This is a genomic window from Sporofaciens musculi, from assembly GCF_009830285.1.
Taxonomy (GTDB): Bacteria; Bacillota; Clostridia; order Lachnospirales; family Lachnospiraceae; genus Sporofaciens; species Sporofaciens musculi.
Map to the genome: position 1 here is coordinate 1067760 of NZ_WUQX01000001.1, position 16172 is coordinate 1083931.

At 45.1% G+C, this 16172-nt stretch carries 15 protein-coding genes; 12 read left to right on the plus strand and 3 right to left on the minus strand.

The features are described 5' to 3' along the window. The first annotated feature begins 429 nt into the window (after nucleotides 1-429). Entirely contained in the window at nucleotides 430-1068 is a 639-nt protein-coding gene (locus GN277_RS05270; RefSeq protein ID WP_159750143.1) for an endonuclease III domain-containing protein, read from the plus strand. 24 nt (nucleotides 1069-1092) lie between these two features. Here the strand turns inward: GN277_RS05270 and GN277_RS05275 are convergent, their stop codons facing one another. Further along, a complete protein-coding gene (locus GN277_RS05275; protein WP_204162814.1) occupies nucleotides 1093-1332 on the minus strand; it encodes a hypothetical protein in 240 nt (79 codons plus the stop codon). A gap of 132 nt (nucleotides 1333-1464) precedes the next feature. Between GN277_RS05275 and GN277_RS05280 the strand changes: the two genes are divergently transcribed. The 8 genes from GN277_RS05280 (at nucleotide 1465) to GN277_RS05315 (ending at nucleotide 10995) form a co-directional block, all read left to right on the plus strand. Further along, nucleotides 1465-2601 (plus strand): ROK family protein, encoded by a 1137-nt coding sequence (locus GN277_RS05280; protein ID WP_159750145.1) that lies wholly within the window; start codon nucleotides 1465-1467, stop codon nucleotides 2599-2601. A gap of 113 nt (nucleotides 2602-2714) precedes the next feature. Further along, complete coding sequence (locus GN277_RS05285) at nucleotides 2715-3887, plus strand: ROK family transcriptional regulator (protein ID WP_159750146.1); 1173 nt, start codon at nucleotides 2715-2717, stop codon at nucleotides 3885-3887. A gap of 14 nt (nucleotides 3888-3901) precedes the next feature. After that, nucleotides 3902-4951: an NAD(P)-dependent alcohol dehydrogenase gene (locus tag GN277_RS05290; RefSeq protein ID WP_159750147.1), complete on the plus strand. Its 1050-nt coding sequence runs from the start codon at nucleotides 3902-3904 to the stop codon at nucleotides 4949-4951. Between the two features lie 403 nt (nucleotides 4952-5354). Continuing rightward, complete coding sequence (locus tag GN277_RS05295) at nucleotides 5355-6131, plus strand: SDR family oxidoreductase (RefSeq protein ID WP_159750148.1); 777 nt, start codon at nucleotides 5355-5357, stop codon at nucleotides 6129-6131. A gap of 249 nt (nucleotides 6132-6380) precedes the next feature. Further along, a complete protein-coding gene (locus GN277_RS05300) occupies nucleotides 6381-7358 on the plus strand; it encodes a sugar ABC transporter substrate-binding protein (protein WP_159750149.1) in 978 nt (325 codons plus the stop codon). 27 nt (nucleotides 7359-7385) lie between these two features. After that, nucleotides 7386-8888, plus strand: coding sequence for a sugar ABC transporter ATP-binding protein (locus GN277_RS05305; protein ID WP_159750150.1), 1503 nt, complete (start codon nucleotides 7386-7388; stop codon nucleotides 8886-8888). 12 nt (nucleotides 8889-8900) lie between these two features. Then, nucleotides 8901-9851, plus strand: a complete 951-nt coding sequence (locus GN277_RS05310) for an ABC transporter permease (RefSeq protein ID WP_159750151.1) — start codon at nucleotides 8901-8903, stop codon at nucleotides 9849-9851. A gap of 121 nt (nucleotides 9852-9972) precedes the next feature. Further along, nucleotides 9973-10995 (plus strand): zinc-dependent alcohol dehydrogenase family protein, encoded by a 1023-nt coding sequence (locus GN277_RS05315; protein WP_159750152.1) that lies wholly within the window; start codon nucleotides 9973-9975, stop codon nucleotides 10993-10995. Between the two features lie 61 nt (nucleotides 10996-11056). Here GN277_RS05315 and GN277_RS05320 read toward each other — a convergent pair whose 3' ends face one another. Further along, nucleotides 11057-11497, minus strand: coding sequence for an RpiB/LacA/LacB family sugar-phosphate isomerase (locus GN277_RS05320; protein ID WP_159750153.1), 441 nt, complete (start codon nucleotides 11495-11497; stop codon nucleotides 11057-11059). A gap of 216 nt (nucleotides 11498-11713) precedes the next feature. Here GN277_RS05320 and GN277_RS05325 point away from each other — a divergent pair, with 216 nt between their 5' ends. Genes GN277_RS05325 through GN277_RS05335 form a run of 3 tightly spaced genes read left to right on the plus strand, consistent with a single transcriptional unit; the run spans nucleotide 11714 to nucleotide 15219 of the window. After that, nucleotides 11714-12559, plus strand: a complete 846-nt coding sequence (locus GN277_RS05325) for an L-ribulose-5-phosphate 3-epimerase (RefSeq protein WP_159750154.1) — start codon at nucleotides 11714-11716, stop codon at nucleotides 12557-12559. Between the two features lie 31 nt (nucleotides 12560-12590). After that, the gene (locus GN277_RS05330; protein ID WP_159750155.1) at nucleotides 12591-14099 is read left to right on the plus strand and encodes an FGGY-family carbohydrate kinase; all 1509 of its coding nucleotides are present in this window, start codon (nucleotides 12591-12593) and stop codon (nucleotides 14097-14099) included. Between the two features lie 34 nt (nucleotides 14100-14133). After that, nucleotides 14134-15219, plus strand: a complete 1086-nt coding sequence (locus GN277_RS05335; RefSeq protein WP_159750156.1) for an alcohol dehydrogenase catalytic domain-containing protein — start codon at nucleotides 14134-14136, stop codon at nucleotides 15217-15219. 50 nt (nucleotides 15220-15269) lie between these two features. Here GN277_RS05335 and GN277_RS05340 read toward each other — a convergent pair whose 3' ends face one another. Continuing rightward, complete coding sequence (locus tag GN277_RS05340; protein ID WP_159750157.1) at nucleotides 15270-15890, minus strand: DUF624 domain-containing protein; 621 nt, start codon at nucleotides 15888-15890, stop codon at nucleotides 15270-15272. Between the last annotated feature and the right edge of the window lie 282 nt (nucleotides 15891-16172).

The following is a 16172-nucleotide window of genomic DNA, read 5'->3' on the forward strand; positions in this document are numbered from 1 at the left end:
GATTGACATTATCTTTAATATTAGTTGAGTTTCTGATGAATGTCAATAAGAACGGAAATGATATAAGAAAAAGAACAACAAGACACCCACAATCCAATGGAATGTGGGTGTCTTGCCGTTGTTATAGTTATCTAAAAGGAATGAGAGTAAAGTGCGGCACCTGGGATAAATCCCAAGGTGCTATACTTTGTGAGGGGGGAAGATAGTTGATATGTTCTTCAACTATCTGACTCTAAGTATACAAGGTAAATGTGTCTAAAATATGTTCATTCCCTTAAACAAATCGAAAGATTCTTAAAATGATATTAAAGAAAGAATTGATTCAAGTGGTTGGAATGTTGGAGTGAAGGTGATAAAATAAGAAGGCACAAACTAAAATAAAAGAGATTCAGAAGATAAAGGGGCGTTGCACAAAGGAGGAGGGCATTTATGACAAAAAAGAAACTGGCTCTTGAGATAATTGAGCGATTGAAAAAGGAATATCCCGACGCAGGCTGTACGCTGGACTATGACCAGGCTTGGAAATTACTGGTCAGCGTCCGATTGGCTGCACAGTGTACAGATGCAAGGGTAAACGTTGTGGTGGAGGATTTATATAAGAAGTTTCCCGACGTAGACGCACTGGCAGCAGCAGAGCCGGAGGAGATCGAGGAAATCGTACGGCCCTGCGGTCTTGGAAAGAGCAAGGCAAGGGATATTAGCGGCTGTATGAAGATATTGAAAGAGGAATACGGCGGTAAAATTCCCAAGGATTTTAATGCGCTTCTAAAGCTTCCGGGGGTAGGACGTAAGAGTGCGAATCTGATTATGGGAGATGTATTTGGAGAGCCGGCAATCGTAACAGACACCCACTGTATCCGCCTGGTAAACCGCATGGGTCTTGTGGATGGAATCAAAGACCCGAAGAAAGTAGAGATGGAATTGTGGAAGCTTATCCCGCCTAAGGAGGGAAGTGATTTCTGCCATCGGCTGGTCTACCATGGGAGAGACGTCTGTACAGCAAGGACGAAGCCGTACTGCGACAGATGCTGCCTTGCAGATATTTGTGGAAAGAAGGGTGTAGAGTAGAGAAAAGGAGCCTGCCGGCTCCATTTAACTCTGGCGAAGTGCTTTCAAACACTCGATGAATTCCAGATCCTCCTGTTTCAGCTTGAGATTAGAGCAGTAATTTTTTCCCTCTGGCGTCGTAACAGTAATTTCGACGACAGCCCCCTCTATCAGTGCATCCTGAGAGACGGCGTTTAAAAATAAAGGGAATTTTGGATGGTTCAGTCGAAAACGGTCCATACAACCTTTCAGTTTTTGAATCATTGCAAGCTGATTTAAATTCATATTCAAGATTAATATACCTCCATTGTGAAAAACTCTATATTATTATACTGATATGAGCAGAGATAGTCAAAGGAGATTTATTGATAATTGGGAGTGAACAGTAACTATAGAAGAAATGGGATGGAAAGACGGATGGGAACAGATAAAATAAGTGCGAATGAAATAAAGGCAAAGAACAGACAGAATATTTATCAATATATAAGAGAGCGCGGGTCTGTATCCAAACAGGAGATTGTTGTGGATATGCAGTTGAGCCTGCCTACAGTAACTGCGAATCTGGATTATTTAAAGAAGCAAGGTTTGATTGATACCTCCGGTAAAATTAAGCATACAGGAGGAAGGAACGCTACCGCATTTTCTTATATAAAAAATGCAAGGACAGCCATTGGCGTTGACATAACTGCGAATCACATCACCGCTGTGGCGGTAGATTTATCCGGAGAGATTGTCAGTATGGAGAGACGCCGGATACAATTCAACCTGGAGGATGATTTGTATCTGCGGGAGATTGGTGAAGTTGTAGAATGTGTAAAAAGGGATGCCCAGATTGCAGATACGAACCTGTTAGGGGTGGGAATCTCTGTACAGAGCTTAATCTCCAATGATGGTGAATACATAGAGTACGGTAAGGCATTGAACTTTACCAGGAGGCGGAGGGAAGAAATTGCCGCGTACGTGCCCTACCGAAGCCGCCTGGTCCATGATTCTTACGCGGCAGGATATCGGGAGACATGGACAAACCATAAGTTTCAGAATGCATTTTATATCAGTTTAAGCAACAGTGTGGGCGGTTCGGTGATTATCGACGATGCAATCTATGAGGGAAACACCCATAAGGGCGGCGAAATCGGACATTTGGAAGTTGTTTCGGAGGGCGGCGAGCTGTGCTACTGTGGAAGAAGAGGCTGTTTTGATACTGTTTGCAGAGCGGGAAAACTTACAGACTATACGGAGGGAAGCCTGGAAGAATTTTTCCATCTCTTGGAGAATGGGGATGAGACAGCGAGAAGTTTGTGGAATACGTATCTTGACCACCTGTCAAGGGCAATCCACAATGTCCGGATGTTGTTTGACGGTATGGTGATATTGGGCGGATATGTGGGTGCGTATATGGGAAAATATCTGGATGATATATACAGACGGGTGGATGAGAGGAATCCTTTTGGAGACAGGGCGAAGGACTATCTTGTGGAATGTCAGTATAAGGTAGAAGCCTCTGCTGCGGGTGCGGCGTTGTTCTATATTGATGAATTTTTAGAAAATATATAATCTGTAGAATCTTTACAGTTGAAATTTTCATGTAATTATGGTAATATAAATATAGTTTAGAAAATGCTTGATTAAACTAGTTAAAAAAGTTTATAAGGCGGAAAGGCAAAGAGATGAAACGAGGAACCAATAGCCTGGAAGTAAAAAAACTAAACAGAAACCGAGTGTTCCGCTATGTGCACAGTCAGAGCGAGACGAGTATGCCGGACATCTCGTCTGCGTTGGATATCAGCGGGCCTACGGTTTTGACGATTATAAATGAATTAAAAAGTGCCGGAGTGGTCAAGGAAGTAGGAGAGCTTAAGTCCACTGGAGGAAGGAAGGCGAAGGCCATCGCCAGCGTCAGGGATGTAAGATATGCTGTGGGGATGGATATTACAAAGAATCATGTTGGTTTCGTCTACACTGACCTTGACAGGAAGGCGCTTGAGCATGAGAGAATCCGCAAGCCTTTTCGCTATGAAGAATTGTATTTTCAAGAGCTTGCAGAACTGCTTAGAGAATTCATAGTCAGGAACCGAATACCTGAGGAGAAGATAGAAGGAGTTGGAATTGCCCTTCCGGGAATTGTAGACAGGCAGAAGAATCTTCTGACGGATTCCCATGTGTTGGGAATCAAGGAGGTATCCATGGAAAAGTGGGCGGCTTATATACCCTATTCTTGTGAGCTGCTCAACGACGCGAACGCGGCCGCCATTACGGAGGATGTGTGCTGTAAGAGGTATGACAGTAATATGATTTATCTTTCTCTCAGTAATTCCGTAGGAGGCGCGGTGATTTTTGCGGATGAGATAAAGAGCAATGGGGGAACAGAAGTCAGCACAGAGAATGCCTCCATGTATATGGGAAATAACTGGCGAAGCGGTGAGTTTGGCCATATGGTCATCCATCCTGAGGGAAAGATGTGTTATTGCGGTAAGAAGGGGTGTCTTGACGCCTATTGCTCGGCGTCCAATCTGGCAAAGCTGGAAGACGGGAATCTGCGCGCTTTTTTTGAGAAAATGGAGTCGGGCAGGGAGGAGTACCGGCAGCTTTGGAACGAGTATCTAAGCGACCTTTCGATTGCGGTGGATAATCTGAGAATGTGTTTTGACTGCGAGGTGGTGCTTGGAGGATATGTGGGCAATTACATGGGCCCTTATATTGGACAGCTTAAAGACCTCGTTGCCAATAAGAACATTTTTGGCGGAAGCGGGGAATATGTTCGGGTATGCGGTTGTCGGGAGGAAGCGTCTGCATACGGAGCCGCACTTTATCAGATAGAAAAATATATCTCGAAAATATAAGGAGGATAAGTGAGATGGAAGGAACAATGAAGGTAGCAGTAATGAATGGAATCGGCAAGATGGGCTACACCGAGAGGCAGATTCCGTCCCCTAAGGACAACGAGGTTCTGGTAAAGCTGGAATACGTAGGAATCTGCGGAAGCGACATGCACTATTATGAGACGGGCAGGATTGGAGATTATGTGGTAGAACCACCCTTCGTACTTGGCCATGAGCCAGGTGGAGTCGTGATGGAGGTTGGAAAAGACGTAACCCATCTGAAGGTAGGCGACCGTGTTGCATTAGAGCCAGGAAAGACCTGTGGAAAATGCAAGTTCTGTCGGGAAGGGAAATATAATCTCTGTCCGGATGTGGTGTTCTTTGCAACGCCGCCGGTTGACGGTGTATTCCAGGAGTATGTGGCACACGAAGCTGATTTGTGCTTCAAGCTGCCGGATAACGTAAGCACGCTGGAGGGTGCGCTGATTGAGCCTCTGGCGGTTGGTTTCCATGCGGCAAAGCAGGGAGGCGCCCAGGCAGGACAGACGGCGGTGGTATTCGGCGCAGGCTGTATTGGTCTTGTATCCATGATGGCGCTAAAGGCATGCGGTGTTTCCAAAGTCTATGTGGTGGATATTATGGAGAAGCGTTTGGAAAAAGCCTTAGAGCTGGGAGCAGACGGCGTTATCAATGGAAAAGAAGTTGATGTATTAGAGAAGGCAAAGGAATTGACCGGCGGGGAAGGCTTTGACCTGGCTGTGGAAACAGCAGGTACAGAGATTACCACCAATCAGGCGATCCAGACGGTGCGCAAAGGGGCGAACATTGTACTGGTAGGCTATGGTAAGACAGGCATGATGAACTTGATGATTAGTCTTGCGCTGGATAAAGAGGTTACATTCAAGACAGTATTCCGCTACCGTCACATCTATCCAATGGCGATTGATGCAGTTGAGCAGGGGAAAGTGAATCTGAAAGGAATCGCAACCCATATTTTCGATTTTGATGATATTCAGACGGCTATGGACAGAAGTATTAACGAAAAGGCGGAGATTGTAAAGGCTGTTGTAAAGATTGCCAAATAAAATATAGAGTAATATAGGCAAGACGATGCTCGTTGTTTTAAAATGAGCATCGTCTTTTTGTTATGTTTGCGAATAAAATATAAAACTTGCAAACAAAAAAAATTAAAAATTAGTTGAAATCTGAGAAGAACTGTGGTAATATATAAACAATTTATAAAAGACTTAAATAAATACATTAATAAAGAATAAAACAAAAATAAATAGAAAGGTATTGTGCAAATTAGATAAAAAAATAATTTTCAAAATTTGTTTGAATTTATGTCTTGTTAGAAATCCATCAAAGTTTTATAATAAAAACAACTTTTATAAAAGCGTTTTATAAAAGAGATGTACGAAAGCAAAAATAAGTGTGTAATCAATTTGAGATGAAAATGGTTACAAGATTAACAAGGAGGAAAACAAGATGGGAATTATTGAGAAAATGAGACTGGACGGCAAGGCAATCTATGTGACAGGAGGGGCAAGCGGAATCGGTAAATCCGTAGCAACAGCGCTGGCAGAAGCAGGGGCAGACGTAGCGATTGTGGATGTTAATATTGAAGGCGCTAAAAAAGCGGCTCAGGAGATTGCACAGGCCACAGGCTCCAAGACTATTGCAGTCCAGTGCGACGTGACGAAAAAGGATGAGGTTGAAGCCATGGTCGCAAAAGTGGTGGATACATATGGCAAGCTGGACGCATGTTTTAATAATGCAGGAATCTGTCTGAATGTGCCGGCCGAGGAGATGACATTTGAACAGTGGAAGAAAGTAATTGACATTAATCTGACAGGAGTATTCTTGTGTGCAACGGCAGCAGGGCGGGTAATGCTTAAGCAGGGGTATGGCTCAATCATCAATACTGCCTCCATGTCTGGACATATTGTAAATGTTCCCCAGCCCCAGTGCGCATATAACGCATCGAAGGCAGGAGTTATCATGCTGACGAAGTCGCTGGCAGTAGAGTGGGCAAAGACAGGGGTTCGTGTAAACTGCATCAGTCCGGGATATATCGGAACCGATTTGACGCTTAATTCAGAGGCATTGAAGCCGCTGATTGCCAAGTGGAATGACATGGCTCCTATGGGAAGGCTTGGAAAGCCGGAAGAACTGCAGTCCATAGTGGTATATCTTGCCGGAGACACCAGCAGCTTTACGACAGGGTCAGACATTGTGGTAGACGGCGCGTTTACTTGTTTCTAGTTAATAGTACCAGCAGGGAAATGGTCTTGTCTCATTGGCTCGTCAGTAAATCCGACATGGATTTGCCAGAGAACAATGAGGCAGGACGCTGAGATACAGGCATATTTATATCTGCAAGAATCCAAGATGCTGTCTGATAAAGGCTCTGGGGGTTTGCAGATATAAATATAAACGAATCATTCTATGATTCGGGATAGCTGATAGCGTAGCTATATAAAATATATTATTTTTTAAGAAGGAGGAAAAGGTATGAAGAAAAGGATTGTGGCAGCGCTTTTGTGCGTGTCCATGGTCGGACTCATGCTGATGGGATGTGCGGGCACGCGTGACGATGGTACCATTAAGGTGGGTATCACGATCCAGAATCTGTCCAATGCGTACTGGGCAGGCGTTATGGGAAAGCTTGAGCAGGAGATGGAGGCAAGAGGCTGGGAGTACACGATTGTGGGCTGTGATAACAACGCCGGAACACAGGTAGGTCAGGTGGAGAATTTCATCATATCGGGATGCGACTTGATCATGGTTCATCCAGCAGACGCCCAGTCCGTCGAGGGAATCTGCAGTGAAGCGATGGAGGCGGACATTAAAGTTATGTGTTGGGATGATCCCATGGAGAATACCACGGCGAACTGGGTTCTCGATAACACAGAACTTGGAAGAGAGATTGGTAAGACGGCGTCAGAGTTCATCAATGAGCACTACACCAAGGATGAGAAGGCGCAGGTAACGGTAATCGGATATCCGTCCACGAAGGTTTTGCTTGAGAGAGCGGATGGCATCAAGGAAGGACTTGAGGAAAACTGCGAGGACAACTATGAGATTATTGCCGAGGTGGATGGCCTTGAGGCGCCTGAGGCTCAGACGAATGTGGAGACGGTTATGTCCGCCCATCCGGATGCAAATGTATTCGTAGGCGTCTGTGCAGGAGCCATGATTGGCTCGAATGAAGCGCTTCTTGCAGAGTTTGGCAAGGGAAAGATTCCGGAAAACTATGGCGTGATTACCACGGACGTTACACTGCAGCAGTTGGATTCACTGAAAGCAGGAAATGAGGCGGTCAGGGCGATTGTTGGATTTGAAGGCTCCAACGAAGATACGGCAAAGGCCTGCGCCGACATGTTTGAGCGAATCTTATCCGGTGACGACTTCTCGTCAGGCAAGAATATATACCGTGCCATCGGACCGATTACGCTGGACAATGTTGATCAGATACTCAAAGGAATGTAATAGAAAGTATAGTCACGGGGGACGAATATGAGCGAAGAATATGTATTGCAGTTACAACATATAAGGAAAGAATACCCAGGTGTCGTTGCACTGAAAGATGTTACATTGGAACTGAAAGCAGGGGAGATTCTTGCACTAATCGGGGAAAATGGCGCGGGAAAATCTACGTTAATCAAATGCTGCTCCGGAGCGGTAATCCCCACCTCCGGTAAGATTATAGTGAACGGGAAAGAATTTTCCAGTATGACGCCTCAGCTTGCGTCAGAAAATGGAATTGCCATTATTTACCAGGAGTTTAATAATGTAAAGGAATTATCAGCGGCGGAAAATTTGTTCCTGGGACGTCCAATCAGAAAAGGCATTGTTATTGACAAGAAAGCCATGGAGGAAGAAGCGGCAAAAGCATTTGAACAGTTACATATCAAGATTGATCCCAAAGCAATGATGAAGGATTTGACCGTGGGTTATCAGCAGATGGTTGAGATTGCGAAAGCAATCCAGCAGAATGCAAGGATTTTGGTTATGGATGAGCCTTCCGCCCCGCTGACCAGCGCAGAGGTAGAGAGCATGTTTGAGGTGGTGGAGCTGTTAAGGAAAAAAGGCGTTTCCATTATCTACATCTCACACAGGCTGGAGGAAATCTACCGTCTCTCAGACCGTATTGTAGTCATTCGCGACGGTGAGTACGTGAAGACGCTGATTACAAAGGAGAGCCAGGTGGAGGAGCTGATTCAGCTTATGGTTGGTCGGGAACTGACGGAGACATATCCGCCGAGAGGAAACTGTATCGATAAAAATGAAGTGGTGCTTGAGCTTAAAAATGTAACCGGAAACGGCGACAAGAATATTAATTTGAAGCTGCATAAGGGTGAGATTCTGGGACTTGGAGGTCTGGTGGGCGCAGGGCGTACAGAGCTTGCGGAGATGATTTTTGGCTCTGTACCTAAGAAGTCGGGCCAGATGTTCTATAAAGGGAAGGAGATTGATCCCAAGAGTCCGCGAGAGGCGATTGATCTTGGAATCGCTCTGGTGCCGGAGGACAGAAAACGCCATGGGGCTATGCTTGGGATATCAATCAAGAATAATATTAATATGCCAATCTATGAGAGGAATTCCCGTTTCAGCGTCATTGACGAGAAGCTTGAGCAGGAGATTGCAGAGAAATATCAGAAGAACATGGCAATAAAGACGCCAAACCTGAATCAGCTTATTAAGAACCTAAGCGGCGGAAACCAGCAGAAGGTAATTCTTGGAAGATGGATGGCAGCGAACTCAGAGCTGATTATCTTTGATGAACCCACCAGAGGGATTGATATTGGTGCGAAGTACGAGATTTACAAATTGATGAACGATCTTGTGGAGAAGGAAGGAAAGTCGATTTTGATGATTTCTTCTGAGATGGAAGAATTGATGGGTATGTCCGACAGGATTCTTGTATTGGCTGAGGGGAATATGACCGGTGAACTTAATAAGGAAGAATTCAGCCAGGAGACGATCATGACATATGCATCTGCGGCGTCAAATGAGTAGGAGGGTAGAAGGATGAAGGAAAATAAATTAGGGAATATAATTAAGAGTCAGGCAATATGGGTAGTGTTTATTGTACTTTGTGTTGGATTTACCATTGCAAACCCAAGATTTATTACGGCAACCAATCTGTTAATCATGCTTCGGCAGGTAGCGGTATGGGGGATTGCCTCTGTAGGTATGACGTTCGTAATCCTGCTTGGCGATATTGACCTGGCAACAGGTTCTGTTATTACATTTGTAAATGTATTATGCTCTTATCTGATGGTACATATGGGCGTGCCAATGGCGCTGGCGATTATTATTACGCTGGCTGCGTCTACGCTGATCGGGATTTTGAACGGCTTCATGGTATCAACCATAGGGATTCCGGCGTTGATTGCCACATTTGCCACCCAGACAGCATTTTCCGGTATCGCTTTGATTATCTGTGACGGACAGCCAATTAATGGTTTTACAGAGTCCTTCAAAGTATTTGGGCAGGGTAAGGTTGGCCCTGTACCAGTACCAGTTATTATCATGATTATTTGTTTTGCCCTTGGTGCGTTTATTCTGAACAAGACCTATTTTGGACGTTATTTTTATGCGGTTGGCGGTAATATTGAGGCGGCAAGGCTTTCCGGTATCCGTACAGGAAGAGTAAAGTATCTGGTATTCGCTCTTTCTGGGTTCTTTGCAGGATTAGCAGGCCTTGTATTGTTGTCTCGTGTGAATTCCGGTATGGGAAACGCAAGTCTTGGATATGAATTTAAGGTAATTACCTGCGTCGTTTTAGGCGGAGTATCCGTATCTGGCGGTTCAGGAAGGATGTCAGGAGTCGTGGCCGGTACGTTTATTATCAGCGCTCTGAATAATGGTATGGTATTGATTAACCTGAACAGTTGGGTACAGAATATTGTGTTGGGAATCGTACTTGTACTTGCCGTTGGGTTTGACTGCTATCAGAAAAAAAGACAGGCGAATTAATTTTAGGTATGAAAAATCTCGGTAAATAGTATATTTTCCGAGATTTTTTGAAAAAAATGGTTTATAATATAACGGCATATAAATGCTGTGCAAATTGGTTGCAAAAACAGGAGGTATTAGTATGAAAGCAGCAGTATACCATGGCCCCCAGGATTTGAGGGTGGAAGAAGTACCTGTAAGAGAGCTTAGAGACAACGAAGTTATGATTCAGGTAAAATACTGTGGAGTGTGCGGTACAGACATCCACATTTTTAACGGGGACGGAGGTTCCTTTGAAGTAAATCCGCCCCTTATCCCAGGGCATGAATTTTCCGGCGTTGTTGCCAAGGTAGGCTCGGCGGTTACGACGGTAAAAGTAGGTGACAGAGTCAGCGGTGACCCCAACGATATGTGTGGGGAGTGCTATTTCTGTAAGAATGCAATGCAGCATTTTTGTACCAATAATGTGGGTGTGGGAACAACGGTAGACGGAGGCTTTGCCGAGTATGTGATCATGCGTGAGAAGCAGGTATATAAGTTTTCTGACAGCCTAAGCTTTATGGAGGCGGCGATGGCAGAGCCGATTTCCTGCTGTCTTCATGGAATCGATCTCTGTAATATCAAGTCTGGATGTACAGTTCTTGTTATGGGCGGAGGCCCCATTGGTATGATTATGTTGCAGTTAGCAAAGAATGCAGGGGCGGCAAGGGTAATCATGTCCGAGCCTGTGGAGGAGAAGCGGAATCAGGCGTTAAAGCTTGGCGCAACGAAGGTGATTAACCCCATAGAGGAGGATGTACAGGCTGTATTGAACGATTACTGTGAGAATGTTGATGTTGTAATCGAATGTGTGGGCAACATACATACCCAGGCGGATGCAGTAAAGTTCGCGGGAAAGGGCGCAACCGTTATGTACTTCGGGCTGGCTTCACCGGAGGATTCCTATCCTCTGAAGCCGGACGATGTGTTCAAAAAGGAGCTTACCATTACGTCATCGTTCATTAATCCCTATACATTTGAGCGTGCAATCCGTGTATTGGAATCTGGAATGATTGAGCTTGAGAGCCTGATTACGAATGTGGTTCCGTTGGACGATATTGTGGACGTCTTTACCAAGCCTGAGTATCGGCGGGCAGGGAAAGCAATGATTAAGATTGCTGATTAATAGAATAGAATTGTCAAGGCTGTCGGGAGAATCTCCTGGCAGCCTTTTCTTGTCCATTGTCCTAGTGCTCTTTTTCGTATGCTACAAATGCATCTACCTTCGGCTGTGACGAGCATCCTGGTACGAATTCGTTTGTCAGAAATGCGTCGATTAATTCTTCGCGTAGTTTGTTTCCGGTAGTAAAGGCTCCCAGGCAGGCGATATTAGCGTCATTGCTCAGACGTGCCCTCTTGGCAGAGTATACGTCGGAAATCAGAGCCGCATATGCGCCCTTTACTTTATTGGCCGCGAGAGATACGCCGATGCCTGTTCCGCACAGCAGAATTCCACGGTCATATTTCTTAGCGGCAACTGCCTCTGCAACTGCGATAGCGGTATTGGCGTAGATTGGGTCCTCGCTTCCAAAGTCTGTAATCTCACCATAACCCTTTGACTCCATAAATGTGATGAGCTGTTCTTTTGCTTCCTGTGCATTTGGGTCACAACCAATAGCTATTTTCATGATCCTCTTGTCCTCCTTTATGATAATTCCATGTTCTTTTCTATATCATATAAGAGGTAGAATTCTAAGTCAAGTTTTTTAGGTGAATTTCGTACAAAAGTAAAAATAGTGGAAAAATGTCATTGCCTTTTTTGCTCAACAAATGTATAATGATTCTAATAATATTTGTGCAAATTATATAAGAAATACGAATGTGAATGAATAAGGAGGCGCTATATGGGGTTTAAGGATACATATCGTATAGGGATTTACGAGAAGGCAGTTCCGGTAGAGCTTACATGGGAGGAACGGCTTACCGTCGCCAAGGAGGCAGGGTTTGACTACATAGAGATGAGCATAGATGAGACCGATATGCGTATGTCCCGCCTTAACTGGACGGATGAGCAGATTTATGAGCTTCTTGAGGCTCAGAAGAAGGTGGGGCTTCCCATAGAGACAATCTGCTTCAGCGCTCAGAGGAAGTATCCATTGGGAAGTAAAAAGTGGGAGAGGGAGGCAAAGGAGCTGCTGGAAAAGTGTGTTCTTTTTGCCAGAAAGATGGGAATCCGTATAATCCAGACCCAAGGGTATGACTGTTACTATGAAGAAACGAGTAATGAGGAGACGAAGGAGAGGTTCTATCGGAATCTGGAGGAGGGAACCATGTTCGCGGCCTCTCATGGCGTGATGCTTGCCATGGAGACGATGGAGAATGATTTTATGAATACGGTGGAGAAGGCGATGTATGCTGTGAACCGTGTGAATTCCCCCTATTTGCAGGTATATCCGGATATCGGTAACATTTCCAATGCCACAAAGGATGTGGTGGGGGATATTATTACGGGTAAAGGCCATATCGCCGCAGCCCATTTAAAGGAGACGGTACCAGGTAAGTTCCGTGAGATTCCCTACGGGACTGGACAGGTGGATTTCCCCGCGGCAATCGTCCAATTATATAAACAGGGAATCCGCAGATATGTAGCGGAATTCTGGTATACGGGTGAAGAAAACTGGAAAGAGATTGTAAGGAAAAACCGCATTTTCCTTGATGAGCAGTTTGCGAAGGCAAAAGAGTTGTTGTAATTCTAAGGACGAAGGAAAGGAGTGTTTTGATATGGGACAATATGTAATTGGGTTGGATAATGGCGGTACATCCACCAAGGCAGCGATTTTCGACTTAAGCGGGAACGAGATTGCGACAGCGGGAAAGCAGACGAAAGTAATTACCCCGAAGTCAGGCTATACCGAGAGAGATATGGAGGAATTGTGGCTTGCCAACTGCGAGTGTGTGAAGAATGCGATTTTGAAGGCGGGAATCGACGGAGAGGATGTACTGGGGATTGCCGTATGCGGACATGGCAAGGGACTGTATCCATGGGGCAAGGACAATAAGCCTGCATATAACGGTATTATTTCTACTGACAGTCGGGCCTGGAAGTACCCGCAAAAATGGTATGAAAGCGGCGTACATAAGGAGCTCCACGACTGTCTCTGTCAGGAATTTATGGCTTGCCAGCAGGTGTCGCTGCTTGCATGGTTTAAGGACCATCACAGAGATGTATACGACAATATAAAGTATGTTTTTTCTGTAAAAGATTATGTACGGTTCCGTCTCACAGGGGAGGCGTACTGTGAGGCGACAGACATCTCTGGCTCAGGCTTGATGGACGTGAAGCATGCGAGGTTTGACAGGGAGATTCTTGAGAAGTTAGGAATCGGGGAGGTGTATGATAAGCTTGCGCCTGTGAAGTATTCCTATGATCTTTGCGGTAAGATTACAAAAGAAGCCTCCGGGCTTACCGGACTTCCGGAGGGGACGCCGGTTGCGGGCGGTATGTTTGATATTGATGCCTGCGCTGTGGCGGTGGACGTTACATCACCGAAGGAGTTGTGCACCATTGCGGGAACATGGAGTATTAACGAATACATTTCCGAAAAGCCTGTTATGGATGGAAGTATTGCTATGAATTCTCTCTTTGCAATGCCGGGCTATTATCTGGTGGAGGAGTGCAGCGCCACCTCCTCCGGCAATCTGGAATGGTTCCTGGAGAATTGTATGGAGAATGAGCAGATTCCGGAGGGCAGCAGCCTTTACAGAGTGATTAATGAGAAGGTGGAGAGCGTGAAGCCGGAGGAGTGCGACGTGTATTTCCTGCCCTTCCTCTATGGCTCTAATGCCCATCCTTTGGGCAAAGGCGCGTTTATCGGTCTGACGACTTACCATAACAAGGCCCATATGCTGCGGGCTATTTATGAGGGCGTGGTATTTTCACACAGAACCCATATCGAGAAGCTGCTTTCATCCAGAAAGCCGCCGGAGGCAATCCGTATGGCAGGCGGGGCGGTAAATTCCAAGACCTGGGTTCAGATGTTTGCAGACGCGTTGGGATTTCCGGTTGAGACGGTTAATGCCAAAGAGTTAGGAGCCCTTGGCAGCGCCATGGCAGCGGCCATTGCGGCGGGAGTCTATAAGGATTACAAAGAGGCGGCAGAGCATATGGTACATGTGTCCGACCGTATTTATCCGAATTCGGAGAGGACTGCAATCTATCAGAAAAAATACGAAAAATATCGTGCAGTCAGCAAAGCACTTGATACTGTCTGGGGACAGTTTGAAGTATAAAATATTTTTATTTTAAGAAAGGTGGAAAACAATTATGGCAAACAAAGGAAGTACTCCAAAGACAATGAAGGCGTTGGTAGCGTACAGTAAGGATGATTACCGTTTTGAGCCGGAATATCCTACACCGGAATGTGGGCCGGATGACATTATTATTAAGACAGAGGCATGTGGAATCTGTGCGGGAGATTTGAAGTGCAGTCATGGTGCGGCAATGTTCTGGGGAGACGAGGTGCAGCCCTCTTGGGTGAAGCCGCCGTTCATTCCTGGACACGAGTTCTTTGGACGTATTGTTGAGATGGGTGAGAATGTGGAAGGCTATGAGTTAGGAGACCGCATTATTGCAGATCAGATTGTTCCCTGTGGAAAATGCCGATTCTGTAAGGATGGACATTACTGGATGTGCCAGCCTCACGATATGCTTGGCTTCCAGTCTTACAATAACGGCGGAATGGCTGAGTATGTAAGATATCCGAAGAACTGTGTATTGAGCAGAGTGCCGGAAGATATGACTCTTGAGCAAGCGCTTCTGGTAGAGCCTTATGGATGCTCTAAGCATGCCGTAGACCGAGGCAGCATTACGAACGAGGATGTGGTAGTAATCTCCGGCGCGGGAACTCTTGGTCTTGGAATGATTACATATGCAAGAATGAAGAATCCGAAGCTGTTAATCGTCCTTGATATGCAGGATGTTCGTCTTGAGAAGGCCAAGGAATTTGGCGCAGACCTGGTATTCAATCCTGGAAAATGTGACATTGACAAGGAGATTAAGGCTCTGACAGACGACTATGGATGTGACGTATATATTGAAGCGACCGGACATCCTTCAAGTGTTATCCAGGGACTGACCATCACGCGTAAGCTTGGACGTTTTGTAGAGTTCAGCGTATTTGGCTCAGAGACTTCTGTAGACTGGTCCATTATCGGGGACCGCAAAGAGCTTGATATCCTTGGCTCACATTTGAGCCCATACGCATATCCGTTTGTAATTGAGAATATGATGAAGGGCAATTTAAAGACAGAAGGCGTGGTATCCAGCATGTTTGCCATTGAGGAGTGGGAGAAGGCATTCGACTATGCATCCGGCAAATACGGAGATTTTAAGGTGGCATTCAAGTTTTAATGAAACTGTAAAAAGGGGTATCGGAATATGATATCCGATACCCCTTTGACTTATAAGGCCTCGTCTGTCTTGCGGTACTTCTGAAATACTTTATCAAAAAGATTCAGATTCGCGTACACAACCAGCGCCTGACCAAAGAGAATTACCAGTCCGCGCGTCAGTATAAAACGGATCAGCAGGAAGCCGGCGGCCACATAAAAGGCTGCGGCAATCAGGGTAAGCGGCGCGTACATAAAAGTGAAGATGAATGCATTGAAAAAGATTTCGCGTAAATTGCCGACGAAATTAATCATTACCGGATATACCCAGAGCATTGTGAGTAGCAAAGTCAAAAAAGCCAGTGCGGCAACAGACAGAAGCACAGCGCGGGCGGGTATATCGGCAGTTGTCAGTATGTAGTAAGCCATGGAGAAAATGCCTGAAAGAACGGCGAGAATCAGCCAGGTAATAGTAGCCCCTTTCCAATATAGCTTCATGCCGGTGCGAAAGTTTTTAAATACTGCGGTGTCTCCGTTTATAAGCTGTTTGATGCTGTAATACTGAGCCGCCGTGGAAGCGCCGGCAGTAACAAGCGGGATACAGCATAAAAGCCAGATGAGATTTAGAAGGGTAAGACGGCTTAACAGTAACGAGAAGCGCATAAAGCCGCTGTTATAGTCAAAAAATTTCATGAATGATTCCTCCTTTAAGGTATGCATTGGCATTGATGTATTGCAAGTAATACAATGGCTTTAATCATACACCAAAAAAGATATCTTATCAAGGTACGGATAGTGTTTGTTAAAAAATAAACAAAAAATTAATAAAAATTTATCAAAAATCATATAAAAAATGCATTGACAGAATAATAAAAACGATAAATGTAAAAAAACTTGACAAAAGTAATGGCGAGATATATAATTGATTTAAACAAATCGTACAAAACATATCTTTCGTTTTGGGCAGGTAAACTG